The following is a 26,154-nucleotide window of genomic DNA, read 5'->3' as shown; positions in this document are numbered from 1 at the left end:
ATGACCACCGAAACGCTTGTGCGCGGCCAGACCCGGACCATCACCTATGGCATCATCGGCTGCGGCATGATGGGTCAGGAACATCTGCGCAACATCGCGCTTCTGGACAATGCTGCCGTCGGCGCGATCTTCGAACCGGATGCGCTGATGCGGGTTCGTGCCGCGCAATTCGCCCCCGATGCGCGTTTCGTGGACAATCTCGACGCGCTTCTGGACATCCCCGAGATCGACTGCCTGCTGATCGCCAGCCCCAATTTCCGCCACGTCGAACAATTGCAGGCCATCGCAAGGCGGCGGCCGCTGCCGGTCCTGGTGGAAAAGCCGCTTTTCACCGATCCCGACCACGCCGCCGCCGTCGATGCCTTCGCCGCCAGCTATCCGGCGCCGGTCTGGGTGGCGATGGAATATCGCTACATGCCGCCCGTCGCCCGGCTGCTGGAAGAGGCCGAGGCCGTGACCGGAGGCATCAAGATGCTGACCATCCGCGAGAACCGTTTTCCCTTTCTGGACAAGGTCGGGTCGTGGAACCGCTTCAACCGCTATACCGGCGGCACCTTCGTCGAGAAATGCTGTCATTTCTTCGACCTCATGCGACTGGCGCTGAAATCGGACCCGGTGCGCGTCATGGCCATGGGCGGGCAGGCGGCCAACCATCTGGACGAAAGCTATTCCGGTGAAACGCCTGATATTCTGGACCACGGCTATGTTCTGGTCGCCTTCGAGAACGGCGCCAAGGCGATGCTGGAATTGTGCATGTTCGCCGAGGGCGCGCGCTATCAGGAGGAAATCTCGGCACTTGGCCCCAGCGGCAAGATCGAGGCGCTGGTGCCCGGCCCGAACCGGTTCTGGCCGCCGCATCTGGGCGCTGCGCCGGTGCCGCAGGTCATCTATTCGCCGCGCAATCCCAAGGGCCCGCGGATCCGCGAGATCCCGGTCGATCCGGCCATCCTCGATGCCGGCGATCACAACGGCTCGACCTTCTACCAGCATCTGGGGTTCCTGGAACTCGTGCGCGGGCAACGCCGCGCGCCGGATGTTTCGGTCCTGGACGGCAAATGGGCGGTGCTGATGGGAATTGCCGCGCAGCGGTCGATGGCCGAACGGCGGGTCGTGGAACTGAGCGAACTGACCGCCCTGACCTGACGGCCGACGCGGGCCGCGTCGCGCCGGTTCCTGCCGACCGGGCGCGGGACGCCGGGGGCGCGGCCTGCCGGCCTTCTGCGCGGGGCCCGCGCGGCTCAGCGGTCCGGCGCCGCGGCCGTTTCGGCCTGTTGCTGCATCCGGTCCCCGAGGCTGCCCATGATCCAGACCGTTCCGCCGATCATCAGGCCCATCAGCAACAGCGAAAACCCGATCAGGTGCAAATCCTCGCGCTGCTGACGCCAGCCGATATGCAGAAAGCAACGCAACTGCACCGCCACTTGCGCGATACCGGCCAGCGCCACGATCCACAGCGCGGACGGGCGCGTCAGGCCGCTGCCCGCGACCGCCCAGAAGGCCAGACCCGTCAGCGCCGCCGAAACGACGAATCCGCGGACATAGCGCCGCAGCTCGCCTCGCCGATCGTCGCTCATGCCATGCCTCCCAGAAAAACGACCGAAAGGATCCCGATCCAGATCAGGTCCAGAAAGTGCCAGTAGAGACCCAGCAGCAGAAGGCGGGTCTTTACCCGGTCCGTGAGGCCCTGCACCGCGATCAGCGCGGCCATCACCGCCATCCAGAAAAGACCCATCGTGACATGCAGGCCGTGAAGCCCCACCAGCACCCAGAGCGCCGACAGATAGCCGCTGCGCTGCGGAACGCCGCCCCGGGACGCCATGCTGGCGAAATCGCGCAGCTCCAGCGCCAGGAACCCGGCCCCAAGCGCGGCCGTCACCGCAAGCCAGGGCAACACGGCGCGGGCGGTTCCCGCATGTTTCAGCCCAAGGCTCGCCAGCCCGTAGGTGAAGGAACTGGTCAGCAGCAGCCCCGTCTGAAGCGCGACGCTGCGCAGGTCGAACAGCGTCTCGGGCCCCGGACCGCCCGCGCGCGCGCGCTGCATCACGACGTAGTGGCCGAAAAGGATCCCGAAGGTGATCATGTCGCTCATCAGAAAGACCCAGAAGCCGAAGACGGTCTTTTCGGTCCGGCTGCCCGCGTCGCCTTGCGCGGCGCCGAGATTCAGGCCGGGATGCGCGCGATGGCTCATGCCGGCACCGCCGGATCGGCAAGGCCGCGATTGGCGGGCAGCATCTCGTCGTCGCGGCCAATGGCGCGGGCCGTCCGGATCGCGGCGAGAAAGCGGCGATGCGCGGCCGCGACCTCGGCCGCCGGGATGGTTTCATGCGTGTTCGTGGCGAAGGCGCGCAGGACGACGGCGCCGACGATCGCGGCACCGGACAGCACGGCCAGCCACCAGATCCACCAGACCATCGCCAGCCCAAGCGCGCCACCCGCGACCGCGACGATCATTCCCAGGGCCGTGTGGCGCGGCATGTCCACATCCTCGTAGGCGTCGGCCTCGGCATAGGGCGTCCCCTCGGCCTTCTCGAGGGTAAAGGGGTCCAGCGCCCTGACGCTGGGGATGGCCCAGAAATTGTAGGGCGGCGGCGGCGCGCTGGTCGCCCATTCCAGGCTGCGCCCGTCCCATGGATCGCCCAGCGGGCAGGCCAGCGCCGCGCGGTTGCGCGCGCTGGCCCAGAAGGTGTGGATCAGGCTTGCCAGCGCCGCGACCAGGATCGCGGCGCCGCCGAAAGCCAGCCACATCGCGGGCTGAAAGGCGGGGTTGTCATAGCTGGCCGCCCGCCGGGGCATTCCCATCAGTCCCAGCCAGTACAGCGGCAGGAATGCAAGGCAGAACCCCGCCACCCACAAAAGCGCGGTGCGCCGCGCCAGCTTTTCGTCCAGGCGAAAGCCGAAGGCCTTGGGGAACCAGTAATGAATCCCTGCGAACATGCCGAACAGCGTGCCCGGGACCAGAACGTTGTGGAAATGCGCGACCACGAACTGGGAATTGTGCAGCTGATAGTTGATCGCCGGATTGGCCAGGATCACCCCGGTCAGCCCGCCGAAGACGAAAAGGATGAAGAACCCCGTCAGATAGATGATCGGCACCGTGATCCGCACCCGGCCGCGAAACAGCGTCGCCATCCAGTCATAGACCTTCACGCCGGTGGGCACCGCGATGACCATGGTGGCGATGCCGAAGGCGGCGTTGATGCGGCCATTCTGTCCCATGGTGAAGAAATGGTGCAGCCAGACCGCGAACGAGACCACCGCGATGGCCATCGTCGCGATCACCAGGCTGTTATAGCCATAAAGCCGCTTGGCCGCGAAGGTGGCCGAGATCTCGGAATAGACGCCGAAGGCCGGCAGCACGACGATATAGACCTCGGGGTGGCCGAACATCCAGAAGATGTTGGCGTATTGCATCATGTTTCCGCCCAGGTCGTTGGTGAAGAAATGAAACCCCGCCACACGGTCCAGCGCCAGCATCGCGGTCGATGCCGTGACCGCCGGGAAGGCATAGACCATCATGATCGCGGTGCAGAGCGCGGTCCAGGTGAACATCGGCATCCGCAGGAAGGTCATGCCCGGCGCACGCAGCTTGTAGATCGTCACCGCGATGTTCATCCCGGCGAGGGTCGAGCCGATCCCGGAAAGGCCGACCGCCCAGATCCAGTAGTCCACCCCCGGGCCGGGGCTGAAGGTGGCGCCGGTGAAGGGCGGATACATCGTCCAGCCACCGGTCCCGAACTGACCCAGGACCAGCGACAGCATGACCAGTCCCGCCCCCGACGCCGTCAGCCCCAGCGAGACCTGGTTCAACACCGGGAACGCCATGTCCCGCGCCCCGATCTGCAAGGGGACGGCAAAGTTGATCAGCCCCGTCACCAGCGGCGTCGCCACGAAGAAGATCATGATCGTTCCGTGGGTCGAGAAGAGCTGTGCATAATGGTCGGGCGACAGGATTCCGCCGTTCAGCGCGCTGACCTGATGGGTGCGCATCACCGCGCCTTCCAGCACGCCGCGCAGAAACATCACCCCGGCCAGCACCACATACATGATGCCGATCCGCTTGTGGTCCGGGCTGGTCAGCCAGTCCCGCCAAAGCGGTCCCCACAGATGGTGGCGCGTCAGCAGCCACAATGTCGCCGCCGCGCCCAACACCACGGTCAGCGCGGCACCCGAGGACACGGCCTCGTTGAGGGACGGATTGCGCAGGAAGTCGTCGAATGGCGTGGCCGACCAGTCCAGGCGCCCGAACGGTGCGCCCATGATCATCCACCCCCGGCATAGGCCGGGGCCCCCGGCTGGTCGCGGGGCGGCACCGGCAGCCCGGCACGATAGCGTGCGATCACCCGATCGAAGAGATCCGGCGTGACCAGCCGAAGCCGTGGTGCGTCCCGCGCGCCCAGGCCCAGCAGCGCCCGCGCCTGGGCCGGGCTGCCAGCCCGCCCCAGGCGGGCATAGGTGGCCGGGTCAAGCGGCGTTTGCGCGGGGGTGCCGGCCCAGTCGCGCCAGCCGGCCGGGTCCAGCGCGACCACGGAAAAGGTCTGCCCGGCAAATCCGCGACCACTATACTGGATGTTGTCGCCCCGCCAGCGGCCGGGCGCGTCGGCCATCAGGTTCAGTTCGGTCCGCATCCCCGGCATGGCATAGATCTGCCCGGCCAGCGCGGGCACGCGAAAGCTTTGCATCACCGTGTCCGTCGTCAGCGCGACGCGCACCGGCCTGCCCGCCGGCAACACCAGTGCATCCAGCGTCGCGATTCCCTGTTCGGGATAGAGAAACAGCCACTTCCAGTCCAGCCCGATCGCCTGAACCTCCAACGGGTCCGGGCCCAGCGGCGCATAGGGATCCAGCCGGATCGTGGTCTGCCACAGCGACCAGCCGAGCACCGCGATGATGGCGAAGGGCACGCCCCACATCGCCGCCTCCAGCGGGCCCGAGAATTCCCAGTCGGGACGGTAGAGCTTGCCGGGGCGATAGCACCCGTTGCCCCTGACCCGATGATAGCGCCACAGGATGACCGGAACGCCGACCAGCACAGGCACCACCGCGATCATCGTGATCAGGGTGACGCGAATCAGATCGCTTCGCTGCGCCTCGGCGACGGGTCCGGCGGGCGACAGAAGACTGTCCTGGGCCAGAACCGGACCGGCCAGCAGCAGGATCGCCGCGGTGATCGGAACCGTCCGGGCCAGGGCGCTGGCGGGCTTGCGATGGTGCGGATCAGATCCCGTGTTCATGGCTTCGTCCGGTTCTTCGATGACCGCAACCTGTCCGGATCGGCCGGCACGGGCAAGCCGGTCCCCGGCTTCGGCGCGATCCGTCGATCCCGATGCCGATCATGCCGGGGCCGGGGGCAGGTTGACAAGCACCCTCAGCCCCGGCGCGTTGTCCTGCAGATCGATCGTTCCGCCGTGCAGCTTGACGATGGCCTCGACAAGGCTGAGGCCAAGCCCGCTGCCGGGCGTGGTGCGGCTGCGGTCCAGACGGTAGAGACGGCGCAGCACCTTCCTGCGCTCGCCGGCCGGAATCCCCGGCCCGCTATCGGCGACGATCAGGCGCGGTCCATCGACGCGCAGCGTCACCGCGCTGCCCGGCGGCGTATGGCGCAGCGCGTTTTCGATCAGATTGGCGATCACCTGGCCCAGCAGGGCGCGATCGCCCATGATCCGGGCCTCGCCGCCCGTCTCGACCGTCATGGCGTGACCGCTTTCCTCGGCCGCGGGCTCGTAGACCTCGGCCATCGTCGCGGCCAGGCCGGCCAGGTCCACCGGCACAAAGCGCGTCCGCGGGCTGCCGCCCTCGATCTGGGCGATGCGCAGAAGCGAATGGAAGATCGCGACGATGCCGTCGATCTCGGCCTCGGCGCGATCAAGCGCCTCTGGCGCGACGCCGTCGGGCAGGTCGTCGCGAACCCGCGCCAGCTGCACCGACAGGCGCTGGATCGGGGTCTTCAGATCATGGGCGATATCGGCCGATACCTGTCGCAGCGCCTCGGTTGATGCCTGCTGCGCCTCGGCCAGCCGGTCGATGCCGCGTCCGACACGCGACAGATCGTCGGCGGGGCCCGGCATGTCCGGCAGGCGCGCCGACAATTCGCCGCCGCGCAGGCGGTCCAGCGTGTGCTCGATCGCGGCAAGTCGGCGGGCCGAACGCCGCGCGCTGAAGATCCCTGCGGCCAGGACCAGCAGGAGCGTCGGCGCCAGCGTGAAGGACAGGACCTGCCCGAAGACCTCGCGGATCTCGTCGAAGGCATCGGCGGACTGACCCAGGGTCAGGATCCCGCCCGGCACCTCGCGGCTCTTGACGATGTAGCGGCTGGAGAAACCGTCACCGCGATCGGCCGGATCGAATTCCCGCAGCCCCGATCCGGGCACCCTGTCCGGATAATTGCCGACAAGGCCGGCGGCGCGGTCGAAGATCACGATCGTGTTTTCCGGATCGGCCCGCGCCGCAAGCCGTCCGACAGCCTCGGCGATGTCCTTCTGGTCGCCCAGTGCGGACAATTCGTCCAGACTGGCATCCAGCCCGGCTTCGGTGGCGTCCAGCAGCGCCCGGTTGGCCAGCCACCAGGTCGCGGCGAAGGTCAGCAGGCTGATCAGCGTGAACAGCGCCACAAGCCGCAGCGTCATCCGCATCGGGGTCGAGCGCAGGATATCCGCCCATTCGGCCCTCATGCCTCGATCCTGTAGCCGGCGCCGCGCACGGTCTTGATCAGTTCGGTCTCGAAGGGCTTGTCGATCTTGCCGCGCAGCCGCGAGATGTGGCTTTCAACCACATTGGTCTGCGGATCGAAGCTGAGCTCCCACACCGCTTCCAGCAGCATGGTGCGGGTCTGCACGCGGCCCTTTCGGCGCAACAGGCATTCCAGCAGCGCGAATTCGCGCGGCAGCAAATCGATCTCGACCCCGCCGCGCGTGACCTTGCGCCGGATCAGGTCCATTCGCAGATCGCCGGCGGACAGGACCGATTCATCATCGCGCATCTGCGGGCGGCGGGCCAGCGCCGACAGCCGGGCCGACAATTCGCCAAAGGCGAAGGGCTTGACCAGATAATCATCGCCGCCGGCATTCAGTCCCTCGATCCGGTCATCGACGCCGCCAAGTGCGGTCAGGAAAAGCGCGGGCGTCAGGTTCCTGGCCGCGCGCAACGTGCGCACCAGCGACAGCCCGTCCAGATCCGGCAGCATGCGATCGACCACCAGAACGTCGAAATCGTTGGTCTGCGCGGTCAGCAGGCCGTCGCGACCGTTGCGGGACAGGTCGACGACATGACCCTCCTGGCGCAGTCCTGCCAGGATGTAGTCCCCTGTCGTGCGGTCATCCTCGATCACCAGAATCCGCATCCGTCCCTCGCTTCCAGCACCTGGCCGGCCCCCAAGGGAGGGGCCGGCGGGTTCATCGTTTCCGACCGAAGGATCAGTCGGCGTCTTCGTCCTGCCCGTCCTGATCCTCGTCCTGATTGGCGACAACCTTGGTCATCGTCCCATCGGCCGCCATCGCGAAGTCTTGCGTGGTGCCGTCGGACTTGGCAAGTTCCACCTCGATCACGCCGGACTTGGCGTTGTCGTGGTCGGCGCTGATCGCCATCACCTTGCCGCCGCCGCTCTTCTCGGCCATGGCAACCAGCTGGGCCAGCGGTGCGCCAAGCTGCGCGGGATCGGTGATGTCTTCCTTTTCCGCCTTGTCGCCGTCGCCCTCATCCTTGGTCTGGATGACCTTGCCGGTGCTGGCATCGATCTCGACCGAGACCTGCTTGCCCTTGGCGATGGTATCGACTTCGTAGAAGGCGGTGCCCTTGCTCTGACCGAACTCGGCCGCGACCGCGGTGCCGCCGCCGGCCGCCTCGGCGGCGCCGATGGCTGCGGTGATGTCCTGCGAGGCGCTCAGGAAAGCCTGAACCTCGGCCTGGTCACCGCCGTCATTCTTGGCAAAGGCCGCGCCGCCGGCCAGGGCCGTCGCGGACACCGCACCAGCGGTCAGAAGGGTAAGCAGTTTGCGTGTCATCGTTCTCTTTCCTTTCGGTTCGTCGATTGGCGTGATGCCTTTCGATGAACTCAAGCTGGGAAGCCGGCCTGACCATCAAATCGCCGCGCGATTACATCTGCGTAATGTTGAAAGTCGAACCGCGGTCCGGACAGGCAAACGCCCCGCCGAGGGGATCGGCGGGGCGGGATCGGGCAAGCTTGCGGTCCGGTTTCAGGGGGTCGCGGCGGCTTCGCCGTCGACGGTGTCCGCCGAGGCCGGGACGGTAGCGCCGGACCCGATCGCCAGCCGGGCGGCGACGGCGATGACCAGTCCGATCACCAGCGCGGCGACGGCCATGACGGTTCCCAGCCCGATTGCCGCGGCACCTGCCGCCACCATCAGGATCGCCGCGAGGGTCGATTTCAGTCGTTTCATCCGATGCACTCCTTCCGTTCTTGTTGCTGGACTGAGAGATGGGGGCGTCGGGTGATGCCGGGCTGACGCGCAGATTGCAGATCTGTAACCCGGCGGTTACCGCGTGCCGGGCAAGGCCGCGACAACATCCCGCCGCTTGCGCTTGCCCGATCCCACGGCGAGGCGCCATCTTTCCCCATGACATTCTGCGCGAGTTCTGACCTTCTGTTCGCCCGAGCACAGATCATCGGATGATTGGCCCATGCATCAACTGACCCTGCGCCAGATCGAGGTCGTCCGCGCCGTCATGCTGACCGGCACGATCACCGGTGCCGCCAGGATGCTGAACGTCTCGGCGCCCGGCATCAGCAGGCTCGTCAAGCATACCGAGGAAACGCTGGGTCTGCGCCTGTTCGAGCGGCGCGGCGGGGTCTATGTCCCGGCGGCCGAGGCAGGCGCGATCTTCGACCAGATCGGCCGGGTCTTTCGCGGGGTCGAGAACCTCAACCGCGCCGTGGCCTCGTTGCAGCGGGGCGAGGCGGTGGATCTGTCCTTCGCCTCGGCCCCATCGGTCGCGCAATTCATCGCCGCCCGCGCCGTCAGGCGGGTCAGGCAGCGCTTTCCCGATCTGTTCATCGACCTGAACATCCTGAAGATCGAGGAAACCATCGATTATCTGATGCTGGATCGCGGTGAATTCGTGATGATGAGCACCGCGATCGAGAATGCGGGCATCACCAACGAGATCGCGGCCCAGGGCCGGCTGGCGGCGATCGTGCCCGAGGGTCACGAACTGGCCGGCCGCGATCAGGTCTCGGTCCACGATCTTGTCCGGTTCCCGATGATCGGGGTCGAGCCGAACGACCCCTATGGATCGGTCTGCACCAGGCCGCTGCGCGATGCCGGTCTGCCGGTGCGCTATTCGATGCGGGGACGCTTTGCGCAGACCGTCGTCAGCCTTGTCCGCCACGGCCTTGGCGTTGCCATCATCGACGAATTCTCGGTCGCGGAACTGTATATGCCGGGCGTCGTGCGGCTGAGGCTGATCGAGGAGGCGCCCATCACCATCTATGTCGTCACCAAGGCCGGCCGGGTTCTGTCCGGCTTTGCCGAATATGCGATCCGGCAGTTGCGACGCGAACTGGAACGCGCCACCGAATCGCGCCCATGGGAACAGAAGAGGGCGCGATGAGGCGCAACCATTAACATCATGTTCACGATCCGCATGAATTGGTATTTGCCGTAAAGGTCGGACCTTGGCATGGTCGGACCATGGAGATCCGGGAAAAGCCCGGAGCAAGGGAGGACATCATGACCAAGACCCTGATCAAATTCACCGCCGTGCTGGCGCTGACCACCGGACTGACCGGCACCGCGGTTCTGGCGCAGGACTATCCCGCCAAGGAAATCCAGGGAATCATTCAATGGGGTGCGGGCGGCTCGACCGATACCGTCATGCGCACCGTCACGCCTCAGGCCGAGAAGGTTCTGGGCGGCAAGGTGGTCATGAAGAACATGACCGGCGGCGTCGGCGCGATCGCCACGAAATACGTCTATGCCCAGAAGGCCGATGGATATACCCTGCTGATGGGCGCGGAAAATCCGTTGCTCTACAAGGTGATGGGCCTCGGCGACATCGATTATTCGGAATTCACGCCGATCAACATCCTGGCCCGCGGCGTGCCGATCCTGGTCGCCAACAACGACGCGCCCTTCGACACCTTCGCCGAGATGGTCGAGTATATCCAGGCCAACCCGAACCAGGTCAAGTTCGGCTCGACCGGTCCGGGCGGCGTGCCGTCCGTGGTCACCGCGCTGCTGCGGTCCAAGACCGAACTGCCTGTGACCGAGGTTCCCTATGACGGCGACGGCCCGGCGCTGACCGCGCTGCAGGGCGGCGCGGTGGACGTCATGCCGGCCGTGCTGGGCGCGGCCATCGAGGGTATCAGGGGCGGCCGGATGAAGGCCATCTCGCTGATCGATACCAAGCCCGCCGAAGCCCTGCCCGAGGTTCCGGCCCTGGGCGAGACCAATCCCGAATATGCCGATTACCTGCCCTGGGGGCCGTTCTTCGGAGTCTTCGTCAAGAACGGCACCCCCGAGGACGTGGTCGCCAAGCTCGTCGATGCCTATGCCAAGGGCGCCGAAAGCGAGGATTTCGTGAAGCTGATGGGCGATCGCGGCTATGTCATCGAAAGCCTGTCGGGCGATGCGGCAACCCAGTTCCTGTCGAAATGGCAGTCGCTTACCACCTGGCTGATTGCCGATGCCGGGCTGGCCAAGAAGTCGCCCGAGGAATTCGGCATCCCGCGGCCCTGATCTGCGGCTCGCGATGCGATCTTTCCCGGCCCACGCGGCCGGGAAAGTCCCTGCAATGACCTTCGGGAGGATCGGTCATGCACGACAAGCGCCACCGCAGCGCGGGCGAGATCGCCTTCAACGCGGTTCTGTTCATCGTCAGTCTGGTCCTGCTGTGGTCGGCCTATGCCATCGCGGGATTCGAATCGCTCAGCTCGCCCGGTGCGCTGCCGATGGCGGTCGCGCTGGCCATGGTCGTCAGTTCGGGCCTGGTCCTGCTGGATGGCTGGCGCCACACGCAGCGCGACCAGACGGGCTTTCTGAAGGACATCCTGCCGCCCGCGGTCATCGTGATGATGCTGTTCATCGCGGGATATGCCCTGCTGCTGGTCCCGCTGGGCTTTCTGCCGACCTCTTTGCTGTTTCTGACGCTCTCGATCCTGTATCTGCGCCGGGGCGGGCTGATCTTCGCGCTGGGCGTGTCGGCCTTTGCGCTGTTGCTGGTCTATATCGTGTTCCGGCTGATCTTTACCGTTCTGATGCCGTCGGGGATCGTCCCCGAGGCCGAGATGCTGGCCGCCTTCGGCCAATTGTTCGGAGGGGCCCGATAATGGAGGCCCTTGGCTATTTCCTGACCCCCTGGCTGGATCCGAAACTGCTGTTCCTGGTCGCGGCGGGCACCTTCGCGGGTGTCTATGTCGGCGCCATCCCCGGCCTGTCGGTCACCATGGCGGTGTCGATCCTGATCGGCTTTACCTTCACCTGGGACGTCTATCCGGCGCTGTGCCTGATGGTCGGCATCTTCATGGGCGGGGTCTATGGCGGATCGCGCACCGCGATTCTGCTGAACATCCCCGGCGCGCCCTCGGCCATCGCCACGGCGCTGGATGGCTATCCGCTGGCGCAGAAGGGATTGGCGGGCGAGGCGATCGGGATTTCCACCGTGATGTCCTTCGTCGGCGGGCTGATCGGCATCATCGTGCTGGCCGTCGCGGCACCCGCGGTCAGCGATTTCGCGCTGACGTTCCAGCCTCGGGACTTCATGCTGCTGGCGATCCTGGGCATCCTGCTGGTCGGATCACTGTCGGGCGAAAGCCTGGTCAAGGGCATCTTTGCCGGCGCCCTGGGGTTGCTGATCGGCACCGTGGGCATGGATCCGCTGACAGCCGAGGAACGCTTTACCTTCGGGTTCACCCAGCTTTGGGGCGGGATCAGCTTCATCGCCGTGATGATCGGCATGTTCGGCGTCAGCGAGGCGCTGGCGCAGTTGCACCATGTCGACAAGACCGCGGTGAAGCAGACCATCAGCCGCATCGTGCCGACCTGGTCCTCGATCCTGAAATACCTGCCGCTGTCGCTGCAAACCTCGTCCATCGGCGTGATCATCGGCGCCTTGCCCGGCACCGGCGGAGACATCGCGGCGCTGATGGCCTATGACCACGCCAAGCGCGTGACCAAGAACCCCGAAGTGCCCTTCGGCCAAGGCGCGCGCGAGGGTCTGGTCGCCCCCGAGACCGCCAACAACGCGGCCGTCGGCGGTGCCTTCATCCCGATGCTGACGCTGGGCATTCCGGGCGATGCGGTGACCGCGATCATGATCGGGGCGCTGTATATCCACGGCCTCAATCCCGGCCCGATGCTGATGATCGATCAGCCGCAGATGTTCTGGTTCATCACCGGCGCGCTGGTGCTGGCCAACATCTTCATGCTGATCTTCGGGCTGACCGGCATCCGCATCTTTACCAGGATCGTGGAAATGCCGCGCACCGTGCTGCTGCCGCTGATCCTGCTTTTGTCCATCGTCGGTGCCTATGCGGTCAACAACGCGATCACCGATGTCTACTGGATGCTGGCCTTCGGGGTGCTGGGCTATTTCATGAAATCCTATGGCTACCAGCTTGGCCCCGTGATCCTGGGCGTGATCCTGTCGCGGCTGCTGGACGAGAACTGGCGCCGGGCGATCATTTCCGAACAGGGCAGCGTCGCGGGCCTGTTCAGGGGCATCGCGACCAGCCCGCTGTCGCTGGTTCTGGCGGCGATGGTGGTGATGATCTTCGTCAGCCAGACCCCGGTCTGGCGCAGGTTTCGCCGCAAGATCGGTCTGGAAAGGATCGAACACGACCAGGACGCCCCCGGCTCGGGCGCGTAGGGAGGCTGGGAATGAAAACGGGCATTGCGACGGTTTCGATCGCGGGCAACCTGCGCGAAAAGCTGGCCGCCATCGCGGCGGCCGGCTTCGACGGGCTGGAGATTTTCGAACAGGATTTCCTGCAGGATGCGGCCAACCCGCGCGAGGTCGGCCGGATGATCCGCGATCACGGGCTGGAGGTGATGCTGTATCAGCCTTTCCGCGATTTCGAGGGGCTTCCCGCCACGCTGCGCGCCCGCGCCTTCGATCGTGCCCGGCACAAGTTCGACCTGATGGCGGAACTGGGCGCCGAGCTGATGCTGATCTGTTCCTCGGTCCATCCGCAGGCGATGGGCGGGATCGACCGCGCCGCCGATGATCTGGCCGAACTGGCCGAGATCGCCACCCGGCGGGGCCTGCGGATCGGCTACGAGGCGCTGGCCTGGGGCCGTCACGTCAACGACCACCGCGACGCCTGGGAAATCGTGCGCCGGGCCGATCATCCGGCACTGGGCCTGATCCTGGACAGCTTTCACACGCTGGGCCGCAGGATCGACCCGGACACGATCCGCCGCATTCCGGGCGACCGGATCTTTTTCGTCCAGCTTGCCGATGCGCCGATGATCGACATGGACCTGCTGTATTGGTCGCGCCATTTCCGCACCATGCCGGGCGAGGGCGATCTGCCGGTGGTGGATTTCATGCGTGCCGTGACGGCGACCGGCTATGGCGGGCCGCTGTCGCTGGAAATCTTCAATGACCAGTTCCGCGGCGGCAGCCCCGAAGGCATCGCGCGCGACGGCCATCGTTCGCTGATCTGGCTGATGGATCAGGTCCGCCGCGCCGAACCGGCGCTGCATGTCGATCTGCCGCCGATCCCGGAAAACCTCGGCGTCGAGGGCGTCGAGTTCATCGAATTTGCCTCGGACGCGGCAGAGGCCCCGGCGCTGGAAGCGGCGCTGACGCGGATGGGCTTTCACCGCGAAGGCGTGCATCGCAACAAGCGCGTCACCGTCTGGCGGCAGGGCGGCATCCGCATCGTCGTGAATACCGAGGAAACCGGCTTTGCGCACAGTTTTTTCCTGAACCACGGCACTGGCGTCTGCGATATCGGGCTGCGGGTCGAGGATGCGCAGGCCACCGTCGTCCGCGCCGCGGCGCTGGACGCCAGACTGTTCCATCAGCCGCCCGGCCCCGGCGAACTGGACATCCCGGCGATTCGCGGCGTCGGCGGATCGGTGCTGCATTTCATCGACGCGAAAAGCGGCCTCGATGATGTCTGGCGGATCGAATTCCAGGCCACCGGCGACAGCGCGACCGATTTCGGCCTGATCCGCGTCGATCATCTGGCCGAGACGATGAATTACGAGGACATGCTCAGCTGGACGCTGTTCTACACCGCCATCTTCGACATGGACCGCCGGCCGATGATCGACGTGGCCGATCCCGACGGGCTGGTGCGCAGCCAGGCCATCGCATCCCGCGATGGCGCCACGCGGATCACCCTGAACGGCGCCCAATCGCACCGCACGCTGGCCGGCGGTTTTCTGGCCGACAGCATGGGATCGGCCGTGCAGCATATCGCGCTGGCCAGCCGCGACATCCTTGCCAGCGCCCGGGCGATGGCGGGCGCGGGGTTCCAGCCGCTGGAGATCCCGGAAAATTACTACGACGATCTTCAGGCGCGCTATGGGCTGGACGACGACCGCATCGCCCGCCTGCGCCGCTGGAACATCCTCTACGAGGCCGAGGGCGAGGCCGAGTTCTATCAGTTCTACGGGCGCCCGCTGACCGGGGGGCTGTTCTTCGAGATCGTCGAGCGGCGCGGCGGGTATGACGGCTATGGCGCCGCGAACGCGCCCTTCCGCATCGCCGCGCTGAAGCGGCTGTTGCGTGCCAAGGACATGCCGCGTGCGTGATCGGGGCTGCCCCACCGGCCTCGCCCCCGCCGGCGCAGCCCCAACCCCGCCGGCCCCCTGCCAAACCCCGACGGCCCCGCCCCGCCTTTCGGCAATGTGTTCCCGGCACGACCCGATCTTGAACCGATCCTGAAGGACAGGAACCGATGATCTCTGGCCATACCAAATTGATCGCCCATCTTGGCGTGCCGACGGAAAGCTTCAAGGCGCCGATGATCTACAACCCCTGGTTCGAGGCCAGGGGCATCGACACCGTGGTCGTGCCGATGGGATGCGAAACGGCGGACTTTCCGGCCTTCATGCCGCTGCTTGCGCGCCTGCGCAACTTCGCGGGCGCGCTGATCACCATGCCGCACAAGGTCGCGGTCGTGGACCTGCTGGATCAGGTCAGCACCGCCGTGCGCATCTGCGGCGCCTGCAACGCCGTGCGCCGCGACGAGGCGGGCGCCCTGATCGGCGACATGTTCGATGGCGAAGGCTTTGTGCGCGGCGTGCTGCGCAAGGGTCGTGCGGTCGCGGGGGCCTCGGTCCTGGTCGTGGGCACGGGCGGCGTGGGCTCGGCCATCGCCGCCTCGCTGGCGGGCGCGGGTGCGGCGCGTCTGGCGCTGTTCGACATCAATGCCGCCTCAGCCGACCGCCTTGCCGCGAAGCTGCAAGAAGCCTGTCCCGCCCTGCGGGTCGAGACCGGCCGGAACGATCCGGCGGGTTTCGACATCGTCGTGAACGCCACGCCGATGGGCATGGCCGAAGGCGATCCGATGCCGATGCCGGTCGAGCGTCTGTCGCCCCGGACCTTTGTGGGCGAGGTGGTCATGAAACGCGAGGAAACCGCCTTTCTGGCCGCCGCCCGGGCGCGGGGCTGCCTGACCCAGATCGGCACCGACATGCTGTTCGAACAGATCCCCGCCTATCTGGAATTCTTCGGCTATCCGACCACAAGCGCGGACGAATTGCGCAGGCTGGCCAGGATCAGATACTGACTGCCGGGTTGCCTGCCGCAAGCGGGTTCTGTTCAATCCCGCCGGCACGGCAGCCTCAGGAGACAGCGCCATGACCCGATCCGAGGGCGATCGCGTCCTGACCGACAGCGACATCGCGGAACTGATCGCATGGCGGCGCGATCTGCATCGCCGCCCGGAACTGTCCGGCGATGAACGGCAGACCGCCGCGCGGGTGGCGGCGGCGATGCGCCATGCCGGGGCGGACCGGATCGCGACCGGGCTGGGCGGGTTCGGCGTCGCCGCGATCTTCGAGGGTTTGTCCAGGGGCTGCACGGTCATGCTGCGCTGCGAGCTTGACGGGCTGCCGATCCAGGAACAGGGGGCGCACGACTGGTGCTCGCAATCGGCGGGCAAGGGGCATCTTTGCGGGCATGACGGGCATATGGCGATCCTGGCCGCCGTCGCGCGCTGGCTGGGGCGGAACAGGCCGCCGCGCGGGCGTGCCATCCTGCTGTTCCAGCCCGCCGAAGAGGATGGATCGGGCGCGGCGAAGGTGATCGCGGATCCGCAATTCGCCGGCCTCGTGCCGGATTATGCGCTGTCGCTGCACAACATGCCCGGCGTGCCGCAGGGTCACGCGCTGCTGGCCGAGGGGCCGATGAACTGCGCCTCGCGCGGCATGAAGATCGCGCTGACCGGCCGCACCGCCCATGCCTCGCAGCCCGAACACGGCGTCTCGCCGGCCATGGCGCTGGCCGCGCTGGTCCCCGCGCTGACGGCGCTCGGGTCGGGCGGCCAGCAATCCGATCCCGCCTTCTCGCTGGTCACGATCACCCATGCCCGGCTGGGCGAGCCGGCATTCGGCATCGCGCCCGGCGAGGCGGAATTGCGGGCGACGCTGCGCACGCAGAGGGATGAGGGGATGGCCCGGCTGGTCGCGGCAGCCGAACGCACCGTTGGACAGGCGGCCGCCACCGCGGGACTGGCCCATGCGATCACCTGGCACGACGTGTTCCACCATTGCCAAAACGACCCCGAGGCGACCGCGATCCTGTCGCGCGCGCTTGCCGCCGAAGGGTTCGTTGTCGGCTCGAATGGCCTGCCGATGCGCGCCTCCGAGGATTTCGGCCGTTTCGGCGGCTGTTCCCGCGCCGCCATGTTCCTGCTGGGCGCGGGCCGCGATGTCGCCAGCCTGCACAATCCCGATTACGATTTCCCCGATGACCTGATCGAACCGGGCGCCCGCATCTTCATCCGTGCGCTGAGCGAGGTGCTGGGCTGAGCCAGGCTACAGCCGGAAACCCAGGGCCTCGATCTGCCGGGCATAGCCTTCGGACGCGCGCAGTCGGGCCAGCCTTTCGGCATGGCGGACCGTGATCAGATCCTGGGCCGCGCGCACGGCGGGCTGTTCCATCAGCGCCGCGCACAGCGCCCGCACCCGGCCCGCCATTTCGGCCGCGCCCTCGTCGCGCAGGCTGTTCTGATCATAGGTGCGGAAATAGGCGTCGTCATATTTGCCGTGATTGTTCAGGATATCGCCGCGCAGCCGGCGCATCAGGAATTCCTCGCCCGATTTCACGCCGTAATGGTTCAACTGCGCCAGTCCATAGCCTGCCTCGTCCATCTTCTGCTTCCATGCGATCCTGCGCCCGTTCAGCACCTCGCCCGAGCCATTCACCCAGCGCAGCTGCTTTTCGTCGGTCTTGAGGTATTTCGGCTTCAGATGCGGGCGGTGAATGGCCAGCTTCATCCATGGCTGATGGGTATAAAGGGTCTTGACGCCGTAGCCCTTGGCAAAATCGTCGTCGGCGGCGGCGGTAAAGCGCGTGGTCACGAAATCGTCCCGATAGCGGGCCTGCCCGTTCGATCCGAAAAAGCGCCACGTCACCGGCATCGCCGTCGCGCCGTTGGTCTTGATCACGTCGATCAGCGAATCGACCGAACCATCGCCCGTCCTGATCTGCAAGAATTCGTCGAGGTCGATCAGCAGGTGCCAGTCGGCACGGGCGAATAGCGGGTGGTTGCCGATTCGCGCGATCCCGCGCGGTTGCGGCGGCTTGTCGCGCCAGGCGCCGTTATCCAGCCGTGACAGCAGCCCCAGCCCGGCCAGCGCGTCCAGCATCTCGTCGGTGCCATCGCTGCAATCATTGGTCAGAAAAAGGATGTCGGTAAAGCCCAGCAGGTGATGATAGGCGACCCATTCCAGCAGATAGGGGCCTTCGTCCTTGGCCATCGTGGTCAGCACCACATTTCCGTGGCGCGAGGTATTGGCGGGGATCGGCAGGTTTTCCTGGCGCCGCGCGAGGTCGGCGAAAAACGTCGTTTCGTCGATCCGGTCCAGCTTTTCAAGCGGTCCCGCCCTCTTGCGCGCGACGGTCCTCGTGGCCTCGGCCTCGATCGCGTCGTAGTCGACAAAACCTTTCCGTTCCAGATAATGACCGATCCAGGATTTGCGCGGTGGCACCCCGCCGCGCGCCTTGCGGGTATGCTTGCGCATCCAGCGCGAATAAAGGTGGACGGCCAGCGCGCCGCCGTCCTCGATCAGTTCGCGGGCTCGGGCGTGATTGACGTTCTCGATCAGCAGCTTGCGTTTCTGGAAGCTGATCGGGAAAAACACATCGCTGGGCTGGGCATAGATGATCTCGCCGGTTTCCTGCGCAAAGTGCGTCAGCGCCCGGGGACCGGTCGTGCCCCAGGGCAGGGTGCCCAGATCCATGTCGCCGCCGCGATCGCGTTCGGCCTGCATCCGTCCGCGACGGTGGCCGGGCAGCCAGGGCGGAATCGGATAATCGGAGGTGAGGAATTCGGCCAGCAGATCCTTGGTCCGCGATTCGGGCGGAAATCCCATGACGGCATTGCCCAGCAGCAGCTTGTCGTCGCGTTCATGGCCGAGAAACCAGGTCATCCCGGCGCGGAAGGGCTGCATTGCGATGACATCGGTATCGACCCAGACGCGCGGCGTGTCGCGCACCATGACGGCGCGGAAGACATCGGCATGGATCGCGGGGCTTTTCGCCTTGGCATGGACGATGATGTCGTCATTGGGCCAGATCTCGCGGGCATCGCGCAGCACCGCGCCATCGGGCAGGTTCGGCACATGGCCGTAGGTATAGAGAACGAAATCGTGACCCAGTTCGACAAAGCTGCGGATCGAGGCGATTTCCAGCCATGACAGCGGCCCGTCGATCCACAGCGATCCGATCTGCGCAAGCTGGTCTTGGGTGCCATCAGGCGGCATGCGCTGGTCCTTCTGCTGTGTTCTCGTGCCCGGCCCGGTCGGAATTTGCCTACCATCGCTTTGTGGACCGGTCTTTCCACGGGGAACAATTTCAGCCGCCGGCGCTTCCGCCTGTCATGGTTCGCCAGGGCGCGATTTTGTCGATCCTTTCCGACACTGATGGGCCATCGAGACAAGTTCAAGCCCTGCCTTCGGCACCTATCCGCCCGGTCAGTTTTTGCGGTGTTTTCCTACCGCGCGAGACTCGGCTCTTCGCGCTATGGTTGCGATCTGCTCACCCCTTTTGATGAAGGAGGCTGCCATGCCCCGCGTACCGTCTTTCGGCATTTCAGCGGATCGCAAACCCGTCTTCGCGCCCGACGACATTCTTGCCAGCGACCGCTGGTCCGACTTCGACAAGGAGGCGATCGTGCTGGAGGCGATCGTCATCGACAACAATATCTCGGGCAGCGATGCGACGCTGCAGGTCCGCGCCCATGACGGCATGAACTGGACCATCGAACTGGGCCGCCGCGCCCGCAACATGGCGGCGGGGCTGACCCCGGCGCAGGCGTTGCCGGGCGATCCCGTCTCGGTCCGCGGCCGCCGCCTGCACCGTTTCGGCGAGAACCGGATCAAGGCGATGCACCTGACCATTGCCGGGCGTGATTTCGATCTCTATCCGGCCAGTCTCGAGGCATCGTGATCCCGCAGGGCCGCATGCCGGGCCGCGATGGAAACTGACCAGACGGCAGGCCGCCTCACGCCCCGACTGCGCGCCGGTCGCGTGGCCGGGGCGGCAGATCGGTCCCGTGTGACACCAGCGCCTCTTTCCAACCGTGCGCGCAGGCACTAGCTTGCCGCCATGCGCTGGACAATCCCGAATATCCTCACCCTTCTGCGGCTTGCCGCGGCGCCCGCCGTGCCGCTGATGTTTCTCTATTTTCATCGGCCCTGGGCCGATTGGGCGGCGCTGGCGATCTTTCTGGTCGCGGCCGTGACCGACTGGTTCGACGGCTATCTGGCCCGCGCCTGGAAACAGGAAAGCCGGTTCGGCGCGGCCATGGATCCGATTGCCGACAAGGCGATGGTGGTCATCGCCATCATCGTCATCACCGGTTATTCCGGCATGAATCCCTGGCTGATCCTGCCCGCCACGGTGATCCTGTTCCGCGAGGTCCTGGTGTCGGGCCTGCGCGAATTCCTGGGCGCGCAGGCGAAGCTGCTGAAGGTTACCAAGCTGGCCAAGTGGAAGACGACCTTCCAGATGGTCGCCATCGCGGTCCTGTTCCTGGGCACGGGGCTTGCCTTTGTCGAACACGGCGAGCCGCCGCTGGTGGGCGAGGGCAGGCTGCCCTGGTCCGACAGCTGGTCCGATCTTGCCAATCAGGTCGGGCTGGTGCTGATCTGGATCGCGGCGGTGCTGACCGGTTGGACAGGTTGGGATTATTTCGTCAAGGCGCTGCCCTATCTGAAGGATCCCGCGCATGATGCTTGATGTCCTTTATTTCGCATGGCTGCGCGAACGGATCGGCCAGCCTCGCGAGCGAATCGAGACCCGGGCCGCGACCCTGCGCGATCTGGTCGCCGAACTGGCCGACCGCGACGAATGGCACGCGTCGGCCTTTGCCGACATGGGCGCCGTGCGTTGCGCGATCGATCAGGAACTGGCCGATCTTGATGCGCCGCTGGACGATGCCCGCGAGGTGGCCTTTTTCCCGCCCATGACCGGGGGCTGACCCGTGTCGGCGCGTGTCCAGGCCGGTCCCTTCGATCTTGCCGCCGAGATGGAGAATTTCGGTCGCGGCGCCGGCGCCGTCGTCACCTTTACCGGCATCGTGCGCGACGATACCGGCCGGATGCTGGCGTTGGAGCTGGAATATTATCCCGGCATGACCGAGCGTGTGCTGGCCGAATACGGCGCCAGGGCCGCCGCCCGCTTCGGCCTTGCCGACTGGAAGATCATCCACCGCCATGGACGCCTGAACCTGGGCGAGCCGATCATGATGGTCGCCACCGCCGCCCGCCACCGTCGTGCCGCCTTCGAGGCCGCGGATTATCTGATGGACTGGCTGAAATCCCGCGCCCCCTTCTGGAAGCGCGAGATCGGCCCGGACGGCGCCGGCGCATGGGTCGCGGCGAAAGACAGCGACGAGGATGCGCTGAAGCGGTGGTGACCTTCGGCCTGCCGATATCCAGCCGCTTCGTCCGCCCGTGATCGCGGTCGCGCAATCGCAGATCGCGCAGGCGCTGGATGCGCTGGCCGACCGCGCGGAAGGTCCGATCTTCCTGCCTGCCAACCTGCTGGAGCGCGGCATCGGTGGCGATCATCCGCGCGCCCTGCATCTGTGGCGCAATGCAGGCTGGACCGCCTTCCTCGGCCTGTCGAATGCCGGCGTCTGCTTTCCGCAGATGCGCGATGCCGATTCGCAGGACTGGGACGCGCTGCCCGCGGTGCTGAAAAATCTTTCCATCACCGGTCTCAACGGCGAGGCCGCGCAGATTGCCCGCATCCTTGCGGCGCTGCGCCTCGACCGTCATCCGACGCGCCTCGACCGGATCGAACCGTGTTTCGCCCTGGCGCTGAACGATCTGCGGATGCCCGACGCGGCCGGACTTTCGATTCGCGCGCCGCGCAAGGCGGAACTGCCGCTTCTGATCGACTGGCGCGCGGCCTACCGGATCGAAATCATGGGTGACGACCCTGCGCAGGCGCGCGACAATGCCGTGGCCGAACTGCCGCTGTGGCTGGCCAGGGATTCGCTGCGGCTGGCCACCCGCGACGGCCAGCCGGTCGCGCTGACCGGTTTCAACGCGCGGCTGCCCGAGATCGTGCAGGTCGGCGGCGTTTATGTTCCCCCGACGCTGCGCGGTCAGCGTCTTGCCCGCCGCGCGCTGGCCCTGCACCTGGCCGAGGCGCGCGCAGCAGGCGCCGGCCGCGCCTTCCTGTTCGCGGCGTCGGAGGCTGCCGCCCGCACCTATACCGCGATCGGCTTTGTACCGGCGGGGCGGATGCGGATCGTGATCTTCGAACAGCCCGCCGAGGTCGCGCCCCGATGCGGCCGCTGATCCGCCCCGAGATTGCCGCGTGGCTGTCGCGCTGGTCCGAGGTTCTGGTCGCCGGCGCCATCGCGCTGGCGGGCCTGTGGCTGACGCTGCGCGGCGGCTGGTTCTTCGCCGCGCTCGGGCTTGCGATGCTGCTGGTCGGCGCGTCGCTGGCCATCGGCGCCCGGCGCAGGCTGCCCTTTCGCCGCCCGATCGAGGCGCCTGGCGTGGTCGAACTGATCGAGGGCGCGATCCGCTATTACGGGGCGACCGATCCGGGCGGCGAGATCGCGCTGCGCGATCTGGTCGAGATCCGCCTTTTGCGGCTGAACGGGCAGGCGCATTGGCGGCTGCGCAGCGCCGGAGGCGAGGCGCTGCTGATTCCCGTCGATGCCGCCGGGGCCGAGGTCCTGGCCCACGGCTTTACCGCGCTTCCGGGCCTTGACATGGGCGCCGTCTCGCAGGCGCTGGCGCATGTCAGCGAACAGCCCGACGCGACGCGGCTGGTCTGGCGCAGGCCCGATCACGGCGGGTTGACTTGACGGTCCGCTGTTGCCACCTGTGACCGACCGGCAATCCGCGAAAGGTCCGTCCGATGTCGATACCCCAGCAGGGCGGTGGCCCGATCGAAAGCCGCGATCAGCTTGCCGCCTATATCGCCTCGGGCGAGAAGCCGCGCGAGGCCTGGCGGATCGGCACCGAGCACGAGAAATTCGGCTATTGCAAGGATCACAAGCTGCCGCTGCCCTATGAGGGCGATTGTTCGGTCAAGGCGATGCTGACCGGCCTGCAGGAACGCTTCGGCTGGTCGCCGGTCCTAGAGCAGGGCAAGATCATCGGGCTGGAACGCGACGGCGCCAATGTCAGCCTGGAACCGGGCGGACAGCTGGAATTGTCCGGCGCTCCGGTCGAGAACATCCACCAGACCTGCGACGAGGTGAACGGCCATCTGGCCGAGGTGAAATCCGTGGCCGATGATATGGGCGCGGGCTTCATCGGTCTTGGCGCCGCGCCGATCTGGTCGCAGGAGCACATGCCGATGATGCCCAAGGGGCGCTACCGGCTGATGACCGACTACATGGGCCGGGTCGGCACGCTGGGCACGCAGATGATGTATCGCACCTGCACCGTGCAGGTGAACCTGGATTTCGCCAGCGAGGCCGATATGGTCCAGAAGCTGCGGGTCGCGTTGTCGCTGCAACCGGTGGCGACGGCGCTGTTCGCCAATTCTCCGTTTCTTGACGGCAAGCCCAACGGGATGAAAAGCTGGCGCGCCCATATCTGGCAGAACCTTGACGAGGCGCGCACCGGGATGCTGCCCTTCGTGTTCCAGGACGGCTTCGGATACGAGGCATGGGTGGATTACGTCCTCGATGTGCCGATGTATTTCGTCTATCGCGACGGTCGTTATCTCGATGCTCTGGGCCAGTCCTTCCGCGATTTCCTGAAGGGCGAATTGCCGGCCCTTCCGGGCGAGATTCCCACGCTGTCGGATTGGGCCGACCACCTGACGACGGTTTTTCCCGAGGCGCGGGTCAAGAAATTCATCGAGATGCGCGGCGCCGATGGCGGGCCGTGGCGCAGGCTATGCGCGCTGCCGGCGCTGTGGGTCGGGCTGACCTATGACCAGCAGGCGCTGGACGCGGCCTGGGATCTGGTCAAGGGCTGGGACCACGAGACGCGCGAAGGGCTGCGCCGGGCGGCCGGACGCGAAGCGTTGCAGGGCGAAGCCGGCGGCATCCGCCTGCACGATCTGGCGCGCGAAGTGCTGGCCATCGCCGAACAGGGCCTGAAGAACCGCGCGCGGCAGGGCGCCGGCGGGCTGATCCCCGACGAGACGCATTTCCTGAACGCGCTGAGGGAAAGCGTCGAGACCGGCCGCGTTCCGGCGGACGAATTGCTGGCGAAATATCACGGCGAATGGCAGGGCGATCTGTCACGCATCTATGCCGAATACTCCTACTGACGATTGCGTGATCGCGCATCGCGTGTCACGCTGATCGGATTGTCAGCCCCGGAGTATTTGCAGATGCGCGATTTCTTCATCCGGTCGATGGAATGGATCGTCAACATATTCATCACGCTGGGCGCGATCGCGGTGGTGGTCAGCGGCCTTGTGGTGATGTTCAGCGATCAGGGCGGCTTCCTGCGCGGCCTCGCGGTTCTGTTCGGCGGCGCGATCTATCTGATCGTCGTGGGCGGGATCATCTATCTGGGGCTGGGCATCTACAACAACACCCGCCGCACCGCCGAGGCGGTCGAAGCACTGGTCAGCCGCCAGACCCCCTGAATTGCCGCCGGCGCGTCTGGCCCGGCTTTCGCCGTCGTCCGAAACCCTGCAGGGTTCGCGGTGGGCCGGCCGCCATCCGCCTTCCGATCGGCGCCGCGGCGCACGACAATATGACCTCATTCGCCGCCCGCCTTGCTTGAAACGGGCGGCAAGCGGTGGCAGGTCGGAAGCAAAGCAAGAAGGGGGCAGGCGATGCGGGCGGATCTGATGACATGGGTGCAGCGGCTGGTCGGTCTGGTCTTCGTGATCGGCCTGATTGCGCTGTCGGGGGCGGTCTTCGTGCAGATCCGTCAGTCCGAAGGCATTCCGCCGCTGTCGGTCTTCATGGGTCTGGTCGGTCTGTCGGTGCTGATTCTGCTGGCGGGGGCGTGTCTGTCGCTGATCTCGCTGGCCGGATCGGCCCGGCGCGGTGCCGATGCATTGCAGAAACTGGCCTGGCAGGGCGGCGGGATCAGCCCTGCCGCCGTGGCCTCTGCCACCACCACCAGCGCCGCATCGCGGCCGTTCACCACCGCTCCGATGGCCGACATCGCGACCCAGCCAGAGCCGCAGCCGCAGGGCCCCGTCGCCCCGTCGCGGCCTCTGCGCCCGTCCGGCCGCAGATTGGTGGCCGAGCGCTAGAACAGGATGATCCTGTTCGTGAATCGGCTGCGTTGCGCTGCATGTATTCCGGGCTGGCGAAGAAACGGAGTCGGAACAGGGTTGCGTCGGGAATCCGCCGAAGGATTCGGTTGAGCGTCGCCTCGATCCAGGCGGTGACGCGGGCAAAGAAAAAACCCCCGCGCGATTGCATGGGGGTTCGTTCGTCTTGTCTGCGTTGAAGCCTTAGAAGCCGCGCGCAATCCGCTCGATGTCGCCGCGGCACAGACCGATATCGTCCAGCTCGCGATCCGACAGGCGGCTCAGCTCGCGCCGGGTCATGCGGGTGTCGTTCCACCCCGAGACCAGCGCGGCGATGCGTGCGACGACGTTGCCAACACCTCCGACAGCAAGGCTGCGGTTCGTTTCTATGGCCGACATCATATCACCTGCATTTCCAGTTTGCCCTTTCACAGGGCAGTGTTTCGGATGCCGGGTAGATAGGTCGCGCAAAGGCGGAATACCAGCCATGCGTCCCGCAAGGCCGATATGCAAGAAACGCAGGGATTAAAGCGGCTTGGGCGGTCCCGATGGTCGCAAAACGGTCACGGAATGTCGCTATGCCGGGTTCTTTTTCTGCCTGTCTGCGCGCCAGTCCCCCAGGGCGGCCTGCCACAGCGCGATTGCCGCAACGGCAGCGGTATCCGCGCGCAGGATCCGGGGGCCCAGGCTGATTCGGTCGACAAAGGGCGATGCCGCCAGACGCGATCGCTCGGCTTCGGAAAACCCGCCCTCGGGACCGATCAGGATGGCCCACGACCCCTGCGGCAGACCGGCCAGCGTCTCGGCCGGGCCCGCCATTGCCTCGTCCGCCCACAGGATACGGCGCGCGCCATCCCATCCGTCCAGAAGCCGCGCAAGGGGCTGAAGATCCGCGACCGGCGGCACGAAGGTACCCCCGCATTGTTCGGCCGCTTCGATGGCGTGGGCTTGCAGACGGTCCTGCCGGATGCGTTCGGAATTGGTGAAGTCGGTCTGCACGGGCAGGATGCGGGCAACGCCCAGTTCGGCGGCCTTTTCGACGATGAAATCGGTGCGTGCCTTCTTGATCGGCGCAAACAACAGCCACAGATCGGGCGGATCGCGCTGCGGGGCGGTCTGTTGGCCGACATCCAGCGTTCCGCCGCGCTTGCCCGCCTGCGCGATGCGGGCCGCGAATTCGCCATCGCGGCCGTTGAAGACCGCGATTTCCGCGCCCGCGCCCAGTCGCATGACCCCCGACAGGTAATGCGCCTGCGCGGGCGCCAGCGGCACGGCTTGCCGGGGCGCCAGCGGGTGATCTATGAACAATCTGATCCTTGCCAT

General features: G+C 66.4%; 28 protein-coding genes. 17 read left to right on the top strand and 11 right to left on the bottom strand.

What is annotated here, in order from left to right; translation table 11 throughout:
- Positions 1 to 1,143, top strand: a complete 1,143-nt coding sequence (locus B4A72_RS12145; protein ID WP_292956637.1) for a Gfo/Idh/MocA family protein — start codon at positions 1 to 3, stop codon at positions 1,141 to 1,143.
- Positions 1,144 to 1,238: 95 nt separating this feature from the next.
- Here the strand turns inward: B4A72_RS12145 and B4A72_RS12140 are convergent, their stop codons facing one another.
- From B4A72_RS12140 to B4A72_RS12105, 8 genes are all read right to left on the bottom strand, one after another.
- The gene (locus B4A72_RS12140; RefSeq protein WP_292956640.1) at positions 1,239 to 1,574 is read right to left on the bottom strand and encodes a cytochrome o ubiquinol oxidase subunit IV; all 336 of its coding nucleotides are present in this window, start codon (positions 1,572 to 1,574) and stop codon (positions 1,239 to 1,241) included.
- Positions 1,571 to 2,188 carry a cytochrome c oxidase subunit 3 gene (locus B4A72_RS12135; RefSeq protein WP_292956643.1) on the bottom strand — a complete coding sequence of 206 codons (618 nt, stop codon included), beginning with the start codon at positions 2,186 to 2,188 and terminating at the stop codon, positions 1,571 to 1,573. The genes B4A72_RS12140 and B4A72_RS12135 overlap by 4 nt, the downstream gene beginning before the upstream one ends.
- Positions 2,185 to 4,257, bottom strand: coding sequence for a cbb3-type cytochrome c oxidase subunit I (locus B4A72_RS12130; RefSeq protein ID WP_292956646.1), 2,073 nt, complete (start codon positions 4,255 to 4,257; stop codon positions 2,185 to 2,187). The genes B4A72_RS12135 and B4A72_RS12130 overlap by 4 nt, the downstream gene beginning before the upstream one ends.
- 2 nt (positions 4,258 to 4,259) lie before the next feature.
- Positions 4,260 to 5,231 (bottom strand): cytochrome ubiquinol oxidase subunit II, encoded by a 972-nt coding sequence (locus B4A72_RS12125; RefSeq protein ID WP_292956648.1) that lies wholly within the window; start codon positions 5,229 to 5,231, stop codon positions 4,260 to 4,262.
- Between the two features lie 99 nt (positions 5,232 to 5,330).
- On the bottom strand, positions 5,331 to 6,668 hold the full coding sequence (locus B4A72_RS12120; protein ID WP_292956651.1) for a sensor histidine kinase: 1,338 nt from the start codon (positions 6,666 to 6,668) through the stop codon (positions 5,331 to 5,333).
- Positions 6,665 to 7,336, bottom strand: a complete 672-nt coding sequence (locus B4A72_RS12115; protein ID WP_292956654.1) for a response regulator transcription factor — start codon at positions 7,334 to 7,336, stop codon at positions 6,665 to 6,667. The genes B4A72_RS12120 and B4A72_RS12115 overlap by 4 nt, the downstream gene beginning before the upstream one ends.
- A gap of 73 nt (positions 7,337 to 7,409) precedes the next feature.
- Positions 7,410 to 7,997, bottom strand: a complete 588-nt coding sequence (locus tag B4A72_RS12110) for a PepSY domain-containing protein (RefSeq protein ID WP_292956657.1) — start codon at positions 7,995 to 7,997, stop codon at positions 7,410 to 7,412.
- A 192-nt stretch (positions 7,998 to 8,189) separates the two neighbouring features.
- Positions 8,190 to 8,393 (bottom strand): hypothetical protein, encoded by a 204-nt coding sequence (locus B4A72_RS12105; protein WP_292956660.1) that lies wholly within the window; start codon positions 8,391 to 8,393, stop codon positions 8,190 to 8,192.
- Positions 8,394 to 8,634: 241 nt separating this feature from the next.
- Between B4A72_RS12105 and B4A72_RS12100 the strand changes: the two genes are divergently transcribed.
- The 7 genes from B4A72_RS12100 to B4A72_RS12070 all read left to right on the top strand — a co-directional run bounded on the left by B4A72_RS12100 (position 8,635) and on the right by B4A72_RS12070 (position 16,940).
- The gene (locus B4A72_RS12100) at positions 8,635 to 9,564 is read left to right on the top strand and encodes a LysR substrate-binding domain-containing protein (protein WP_292956663.1); all 930 of its coding nucleotides are present in this window, start codon (positions 8,635 to 8,637) and stop codon (positions 9,562 to 9,564) included.
- 119 nt (positions 9,565 to 9,683) lie between these two features.
- Entirely contained in the window at positions 9,684 to 10,691 is a 1,008-nt protein-coding gene (locus B4A72_RS12095) for a Bug family tripartite tricarboxylate transporter substrate binding protein (RefSeq protein WP_292978706.1), read from the top strand.
- 77 nt (positions 10,692 to 10,768) lie between these two features.
- Positions 10,769 to 11,281, top strand: coding sequence for a tripartite tricarboxylate transporter TctB family protein (locus tag B4A72_RS12090; protein WP_292956672.1), 513 nt, complete (start codon positions 10,769 to 10,771; stop codon positions 11,279 to 11,281).
- Complete coding sequence (locus B4A72_RS12085) at positions 11,281 to 12,819, top strand: tripartite tricarboxylate transporter permease (RefSeq protein ID WP_292956675.1); 1,539 nt, start codon at positions 11,281 to 11,283, stop codon at positions 12,817 to 12,819. The genes B4A72_RS12090 and B4A72_RS12085 overlap by 1 nt, the downstream gene beginning before the upstream one ends.
- An 11-nt stretch (positions 12,820 to 12,830) precedes the next feature.
- A complete protein-coding gene (locus B4A72_RS12080) occupies positions 12,831 to 14,717 on the top strand; it encodes a bifunctional sugar phosphate isomerase/epimerase/4-hydroxyphenylpyruvate dioxygenase family protein (protein WP_292956678.1) in 1,887 nt (628 codons plus the stop codon).
- Positions 14,718 to 14,863: 146 nt separating this feature from the next.
- Positions 14,864 to 15,697, top strand: coding sequence for a shikimate dehydrogenase family protein (locus B4A72_RS12075; protein ID WP_292956681.1), 834 nt, complete (start codon positions 14,864 to 14,866; stop codon positions 15,695 to 15,697).
- 70 nt (positions 15,698 to 15,767) lie between these two features.
- Complete coding sequence (locus tag B4A72_RS12070; RefSeq protein ID WP_292956683.1) at positions 15,768 to 16,940, top strand: amidohydrolase; 1,173 nt, start codon at positions 15,768 to 15,770, stop codon at positions 16,938 to 16,940.
- Positions 16,941 to 16,946: 6 nt separating this feature from the next.
- On the opposite strand, the gene B4A72_RS12065 is transcribed toward B4A72_RS12070, so the two are convergent.
- Positions 16,947 to 18,896 carry a glycosyltransferase family 2 protein gene (locus tag B4A72_RS12065; RefSeq protein ID WP_292956686.1) on the bottom strand — a complete coding sequence of 650 codons (1,950 nt, stop codon included), beginning with the start codon at positions 18,894 to 18,896 and terminating at the stop codon, positions 16,947 to 16,949.
- Between the two features lie 301 nt (positions 18,897 to 19,197).
- Between B4A72_RS12065 and B4A72_RS12060 the strand changes: the two genes are divergently transcribed.
- The 9 genes from B4A72_RS12060 (at position 19,198) to B4A72_RS12020 (ending at position 24,831) form a co-directional block, all read left to right on the top strand.
- On the top strand, positions 19,198 to 19,581 hold the full coding sequence (locus tag B4A72_RS12060) for a hypothetical protein (protein WP_292956689.1): 384 nt from the start codon (positions 19,198 to 19,200) through the stop codon (positions 19,579 to 19,581).
- A gap of 159 nt (positions 19,582 to 19,740) precedes the next feature.
- A complete protein-coding gene (gene pgsA, locus B4A72_RS12055; RefSeq protein WP_292956692.1) occupies positions 19,741 to 20,373 on the top strand; it encodes a CDP-diacylglycerol--glycerol-3-phosphate 3-phosphatidyltransferase in 633 nt (210 codons plus the stop codon).
- Positions 20,366 to 20,614 (top strand): molybdopterin converting factor subunit 1, encoded by a 249-nt coding sequence (moaD, locus tag B4A72_RS12050; RefSeq protein WP_292956804.1) that lies wholly within the window; start codon positions 20,366 to 20,368, stop codon positions 20,612 to 20,614. Before pgsA ends, moaD begins: the two co-directional genes overlap by 8 nt.
- Before the next feature lie 3 nt (positions 20,615 to 20,617).
- Positions 20,618 to 21,052, top strand: coding sequence for a molybdenum cofactor biosynthesis protein MoaE (locus B4A72_RS12045; RefSeq protein ID WP_292956695.1), 435 nt, complete (start codon positions 20,618 to 20,620; stop codon positions 21,050 to 21,052).
- Between the two features lie 37 nt (positions 21,053 to 21,089).
- Positions 21,090 to 21,944 carry a GNAT family N-acetyltransferase gene (locus B4A72_RS12040; protein ID WP_292956698.1) on the top strand — a complete coding sequence of 285 codons (855 nt, stop codon included), beginning with the start codon at positions 21,090 to 21,092 and terminating at the stop codon, positions 21,942 to 21,944.
- Positions 21,932 to 22,462, top strand: coding sequence for a hypothetical protein (locus B4A72_RS12035; RefSeq protein WP_292956701.1), 531 nt, complete (start codon positions 21,932 to 21,934; stop codon positions 22,460 to 22,462). Before B4A72_RS12040 ends, B4A72_RS12035 begins: the two co-directional genes overlap by 13 nt.
- 53 nt (positions 22,463 to 22,515) lie before the next feature.
- Positions 22,516 to 23,886 carry a glutamate--cysteine ligase gene (locus B4A72_RS12030; protein ID WP_292978704.1) on the top strand — a complete coding sequence of 457 codons (1,371 nt, stop codon included), beginning with the start codon at positions 22,516 to 22,518 and terminating at the stop codon, positions 23,884 to 23,886.
- A 3-nt stretch (positions 23,887 to 23,889) separates the two neighbouring features.
- Positions 23,890 to 24,210, top strand: a complete 321-nt coding sequence (locus B4A72_RS12025; RefSeq protein ID WP_292956706.1) for a hypothetical protein — start codon at positions 23,890 to 23,892, stop codon at positions 24,208 to 24,210.
- Between the two features lie 192 nt (positions 24,211 to 24,402).
- Entirely contained in the window at positions 24,403 to 24,831 is a 429-nt protein-coding gene (locus tag B4A72_RS12020; protein WP_292956709.1) for a hypothetical protein, read from the top strand.
- Positions 24,832 to 25,035: 204 nt separating this feature from the next.
- Here B4A72_RS12020 and B4A72_RS12015 read toward each other — a convergent pair whose 3' ends face one another.
- Both B4A72_RS12015 and B4A72_RS12010 read right to left on the bottom strand, forming a co-directional pair.
- Positions 25,036 to 25,230, bottom strand: coding sequence for a DUF1127 domain-containing protein (locus B4A72_RS12015; RefSeq protein ID WP_292956712.1), 195 nt, complete (start codon positions 25,228 to 25,230; stop codon positions 25,036 to 25,038).
- Between the two features lie 177 nt (positions 25,231 to 25,407).
- Positions 25,408 to 26,154: a 16S rRNA (uracil(1498)-N(3))-methyltransferase gene (locus tag B4A72_RS12010; RefSeq protein WP_292978702.1), complete on the bottom strand. Its 747-nt coding sequence runs from the start codon at positions 26,152 to 26,154 to the stop codon at positions 25,408 to 25,410.

This window comes from Paracoccus sp. UBA5162, from assembly GCF_002413585.1.
Taxonomy (GTDB): domain Bacteria; phylum Pseudomonadota; class Alphaproteobacteria; order Rhodobacterales; family Rhodobacteraceae; genus Paracoccus.
This window is presented reverse-complemented; position numbering and strand designations above follow the sequence as displayed.

What these genes read in the sequence shown, in the direction of transcription:
- B4A72_RS12060 (WP_292956689.1), top strand. Translation starts at nt 19,198, where the DNA reads ATGCCCCGCGTACCGTCTTTCGGCATTTCAGCGGATCGCAAACCCGTC.
- B4A72_RS12110 (WP_292956657.1), bottom strand. Translation starts at nt 7,997, where the DNA reads ATGACACGCAAACTGCTTACCCTTCTGACCGCTGGTGCGGTGTCCGCG.
- B4A72_RS12095 (WP_292978706.1), top strand. Translation starts at nt 9,684, where the DNA reads ATGACCAAGACCCTGATCAAATTCACCGCCGTGCTGGCGCTGACCACC.
- B4A72_RS12100 (WP_292956663.1), top strand. Translation starts at nt 8,635, where the DNA reads ATGCATCAACTGACCCTGCGCCAGATCGAGGTCGTCCGCGCCGTCATG.
- B4A72_RS12105 (WP_292956660.1), bottom strand. Translation starts at nt 8,393, where the DNA reads ATGAAACGACTGAAATCGACCCTCGCGGCGATCCTGATGGTGGCGGCA.
- B4A72_RS12080 (WP_292956678.1), top strand. Translation starts at nt 12,831, where the DNA reads ATGAAAACGGGCATTGCGACGGTTTCGATCGCGGGCAACCTGCGCGAA.
- B4A72_RS12130 (WP_292956646.1), bottom strand. Translation starts at nt 4,257, where the DNA reads ATGGGCGCACCGTTCGGGCGCCTGGACTGGTCGGCCACGCCATTCGAC.
- B4A72_RS12035 (WP_292956701.1), top strand. Translation starts at nt 21,932, where the DNA reads ATGCGGCCGCTGATCCGCCCCGAGATTGCCGCGTGGCTGTCGCGCTGG.
- B4A72_RS12020 (WP_292956709.1), top strand. Translation starts at nt 24,403, where the DNA reads ATGCGGGCGGATCTGATGACATGGGTGCAGCGGCTGGTCGGTCTGGTC.
- B4A72_RS12070 (WP_292956683.1), top strand. Translation starts at nt 15,768, where the DNA reads ATGACCCGATCCGAGGGCGATCGCGTCCTGACCGACAGCGACATCGCG.
- B4A72_RS12145 (WP_292956637.1), top strand. Translation starts at nt 1, where the DNA reads ATGACCACCGAAACGCTTGTGCGCGGCCAGACCCGGACCATCACCTAT.
- B4A72_RS12125 (WP_292956648.1), bottom strand. Translation starts at nt 5,231, where the DNA reads ATGAACACGGGATCTGATCCGCACCATCGCAAGCCCGCCAGCGCCCTG.
- moaD (WP_292956804.1), top strand. Translation starts at nt 20,366, where the DNA reads ATGCTTGATGTCCTTTATTTCGCATGGCTGCGCGAACGGATCGGCCAG.
- pgsA (WP_292956692.1), top strand. Translation starts at nt 19,741, where the DNA reads ATGCGCTGGACAATCCCGAATATCCTCACCCTTCTGCGGCTTGCCGCG.
- B4A72_RS12115 (WP_292956654.1), bottom strand. Translation starts at nt 7,336, where the DNA reads ATGCGGATTCTGGTGATCGAGGATGACCGCACGACAGGGGACTACATC.
- B4A72_RS12065 (WP_292956686.1), bottom strand. Translation starts at nt 18,896, where the DNA reads ATGCCGCCTGATGGCACCCAAGACCAGCTTGCGCAGATCGGATCGCTG.
- B4A72_RS12075 (WP_292956681.1), top strand. Translation starts at nt 14,864, where the DNA reads ATGATCTCTGGCCATACCAAATTGATCGCCCATCTTGGCGTGCCGACG.
- B4A72_RS12090 (WP_292956672.1), top strand. Translation starts at nt 10,769, where the DNA reads ATGCACGACAAGCGCCACCGCAGCGCGGGCGAGATCGCCTTCAACGCG.
- B4A72_RS12120 (WP_292956651.1), bottom strand. Translation starts at nt 6,668, where the DNA reads ATGAGGGCCGAATGGGCGGATATCCTGCGCTCGACCCCGATGCGGATG.
- B4A72_RS12135 (WP_292956643.1), bottom strand. Translation starts at nt 2,188, where the DNA reads ATGAGCCATCGCGCGCATCCCGGCCTGAATCTCGGCGCCGCGCAAGGC.
- B4A72_RS12015 (WP_292956712.1), bottom strand. Translation starts at nt 25,230, where the DNA reads ATGTCGGCCATAGAAACGAACCGCAGCCTTGCTGTCGGAGGTGTTGGC.
- B4A72_RS12085 (WP_292956675.1), top strand. Translation starts at nt 11,281, where the DNA reads ATGGAGGCCCTTGGCTATTTCCTGACCCCCTGGCTGGATCCGAAACTG.
- B4A72_RS12140 (WP_292956640.1), bottom strand. Translation starts at nt 1,574, where the DNA reads ATGAGCGACGATCGGCGAGGCGAGCTGCGGCGCTATGTCCGCGGATTC.
- B4A72_RS12010 (WP_292978702.1), bottom strand. Translation starts at nt 26,154, where the DNA reads ATGGCAAGGATCAGATTGTTCATAGATCACCCGCTGGCGCCCCGGCAA.
- B4A72_RS12030 (WP_292978704.1), top strand. Translation starts at nt 22,516, where the DNA reads ATGTCGATACCCCAGCAGGGCGGTGGCCCGATCGAAAGCCGCGATCAG.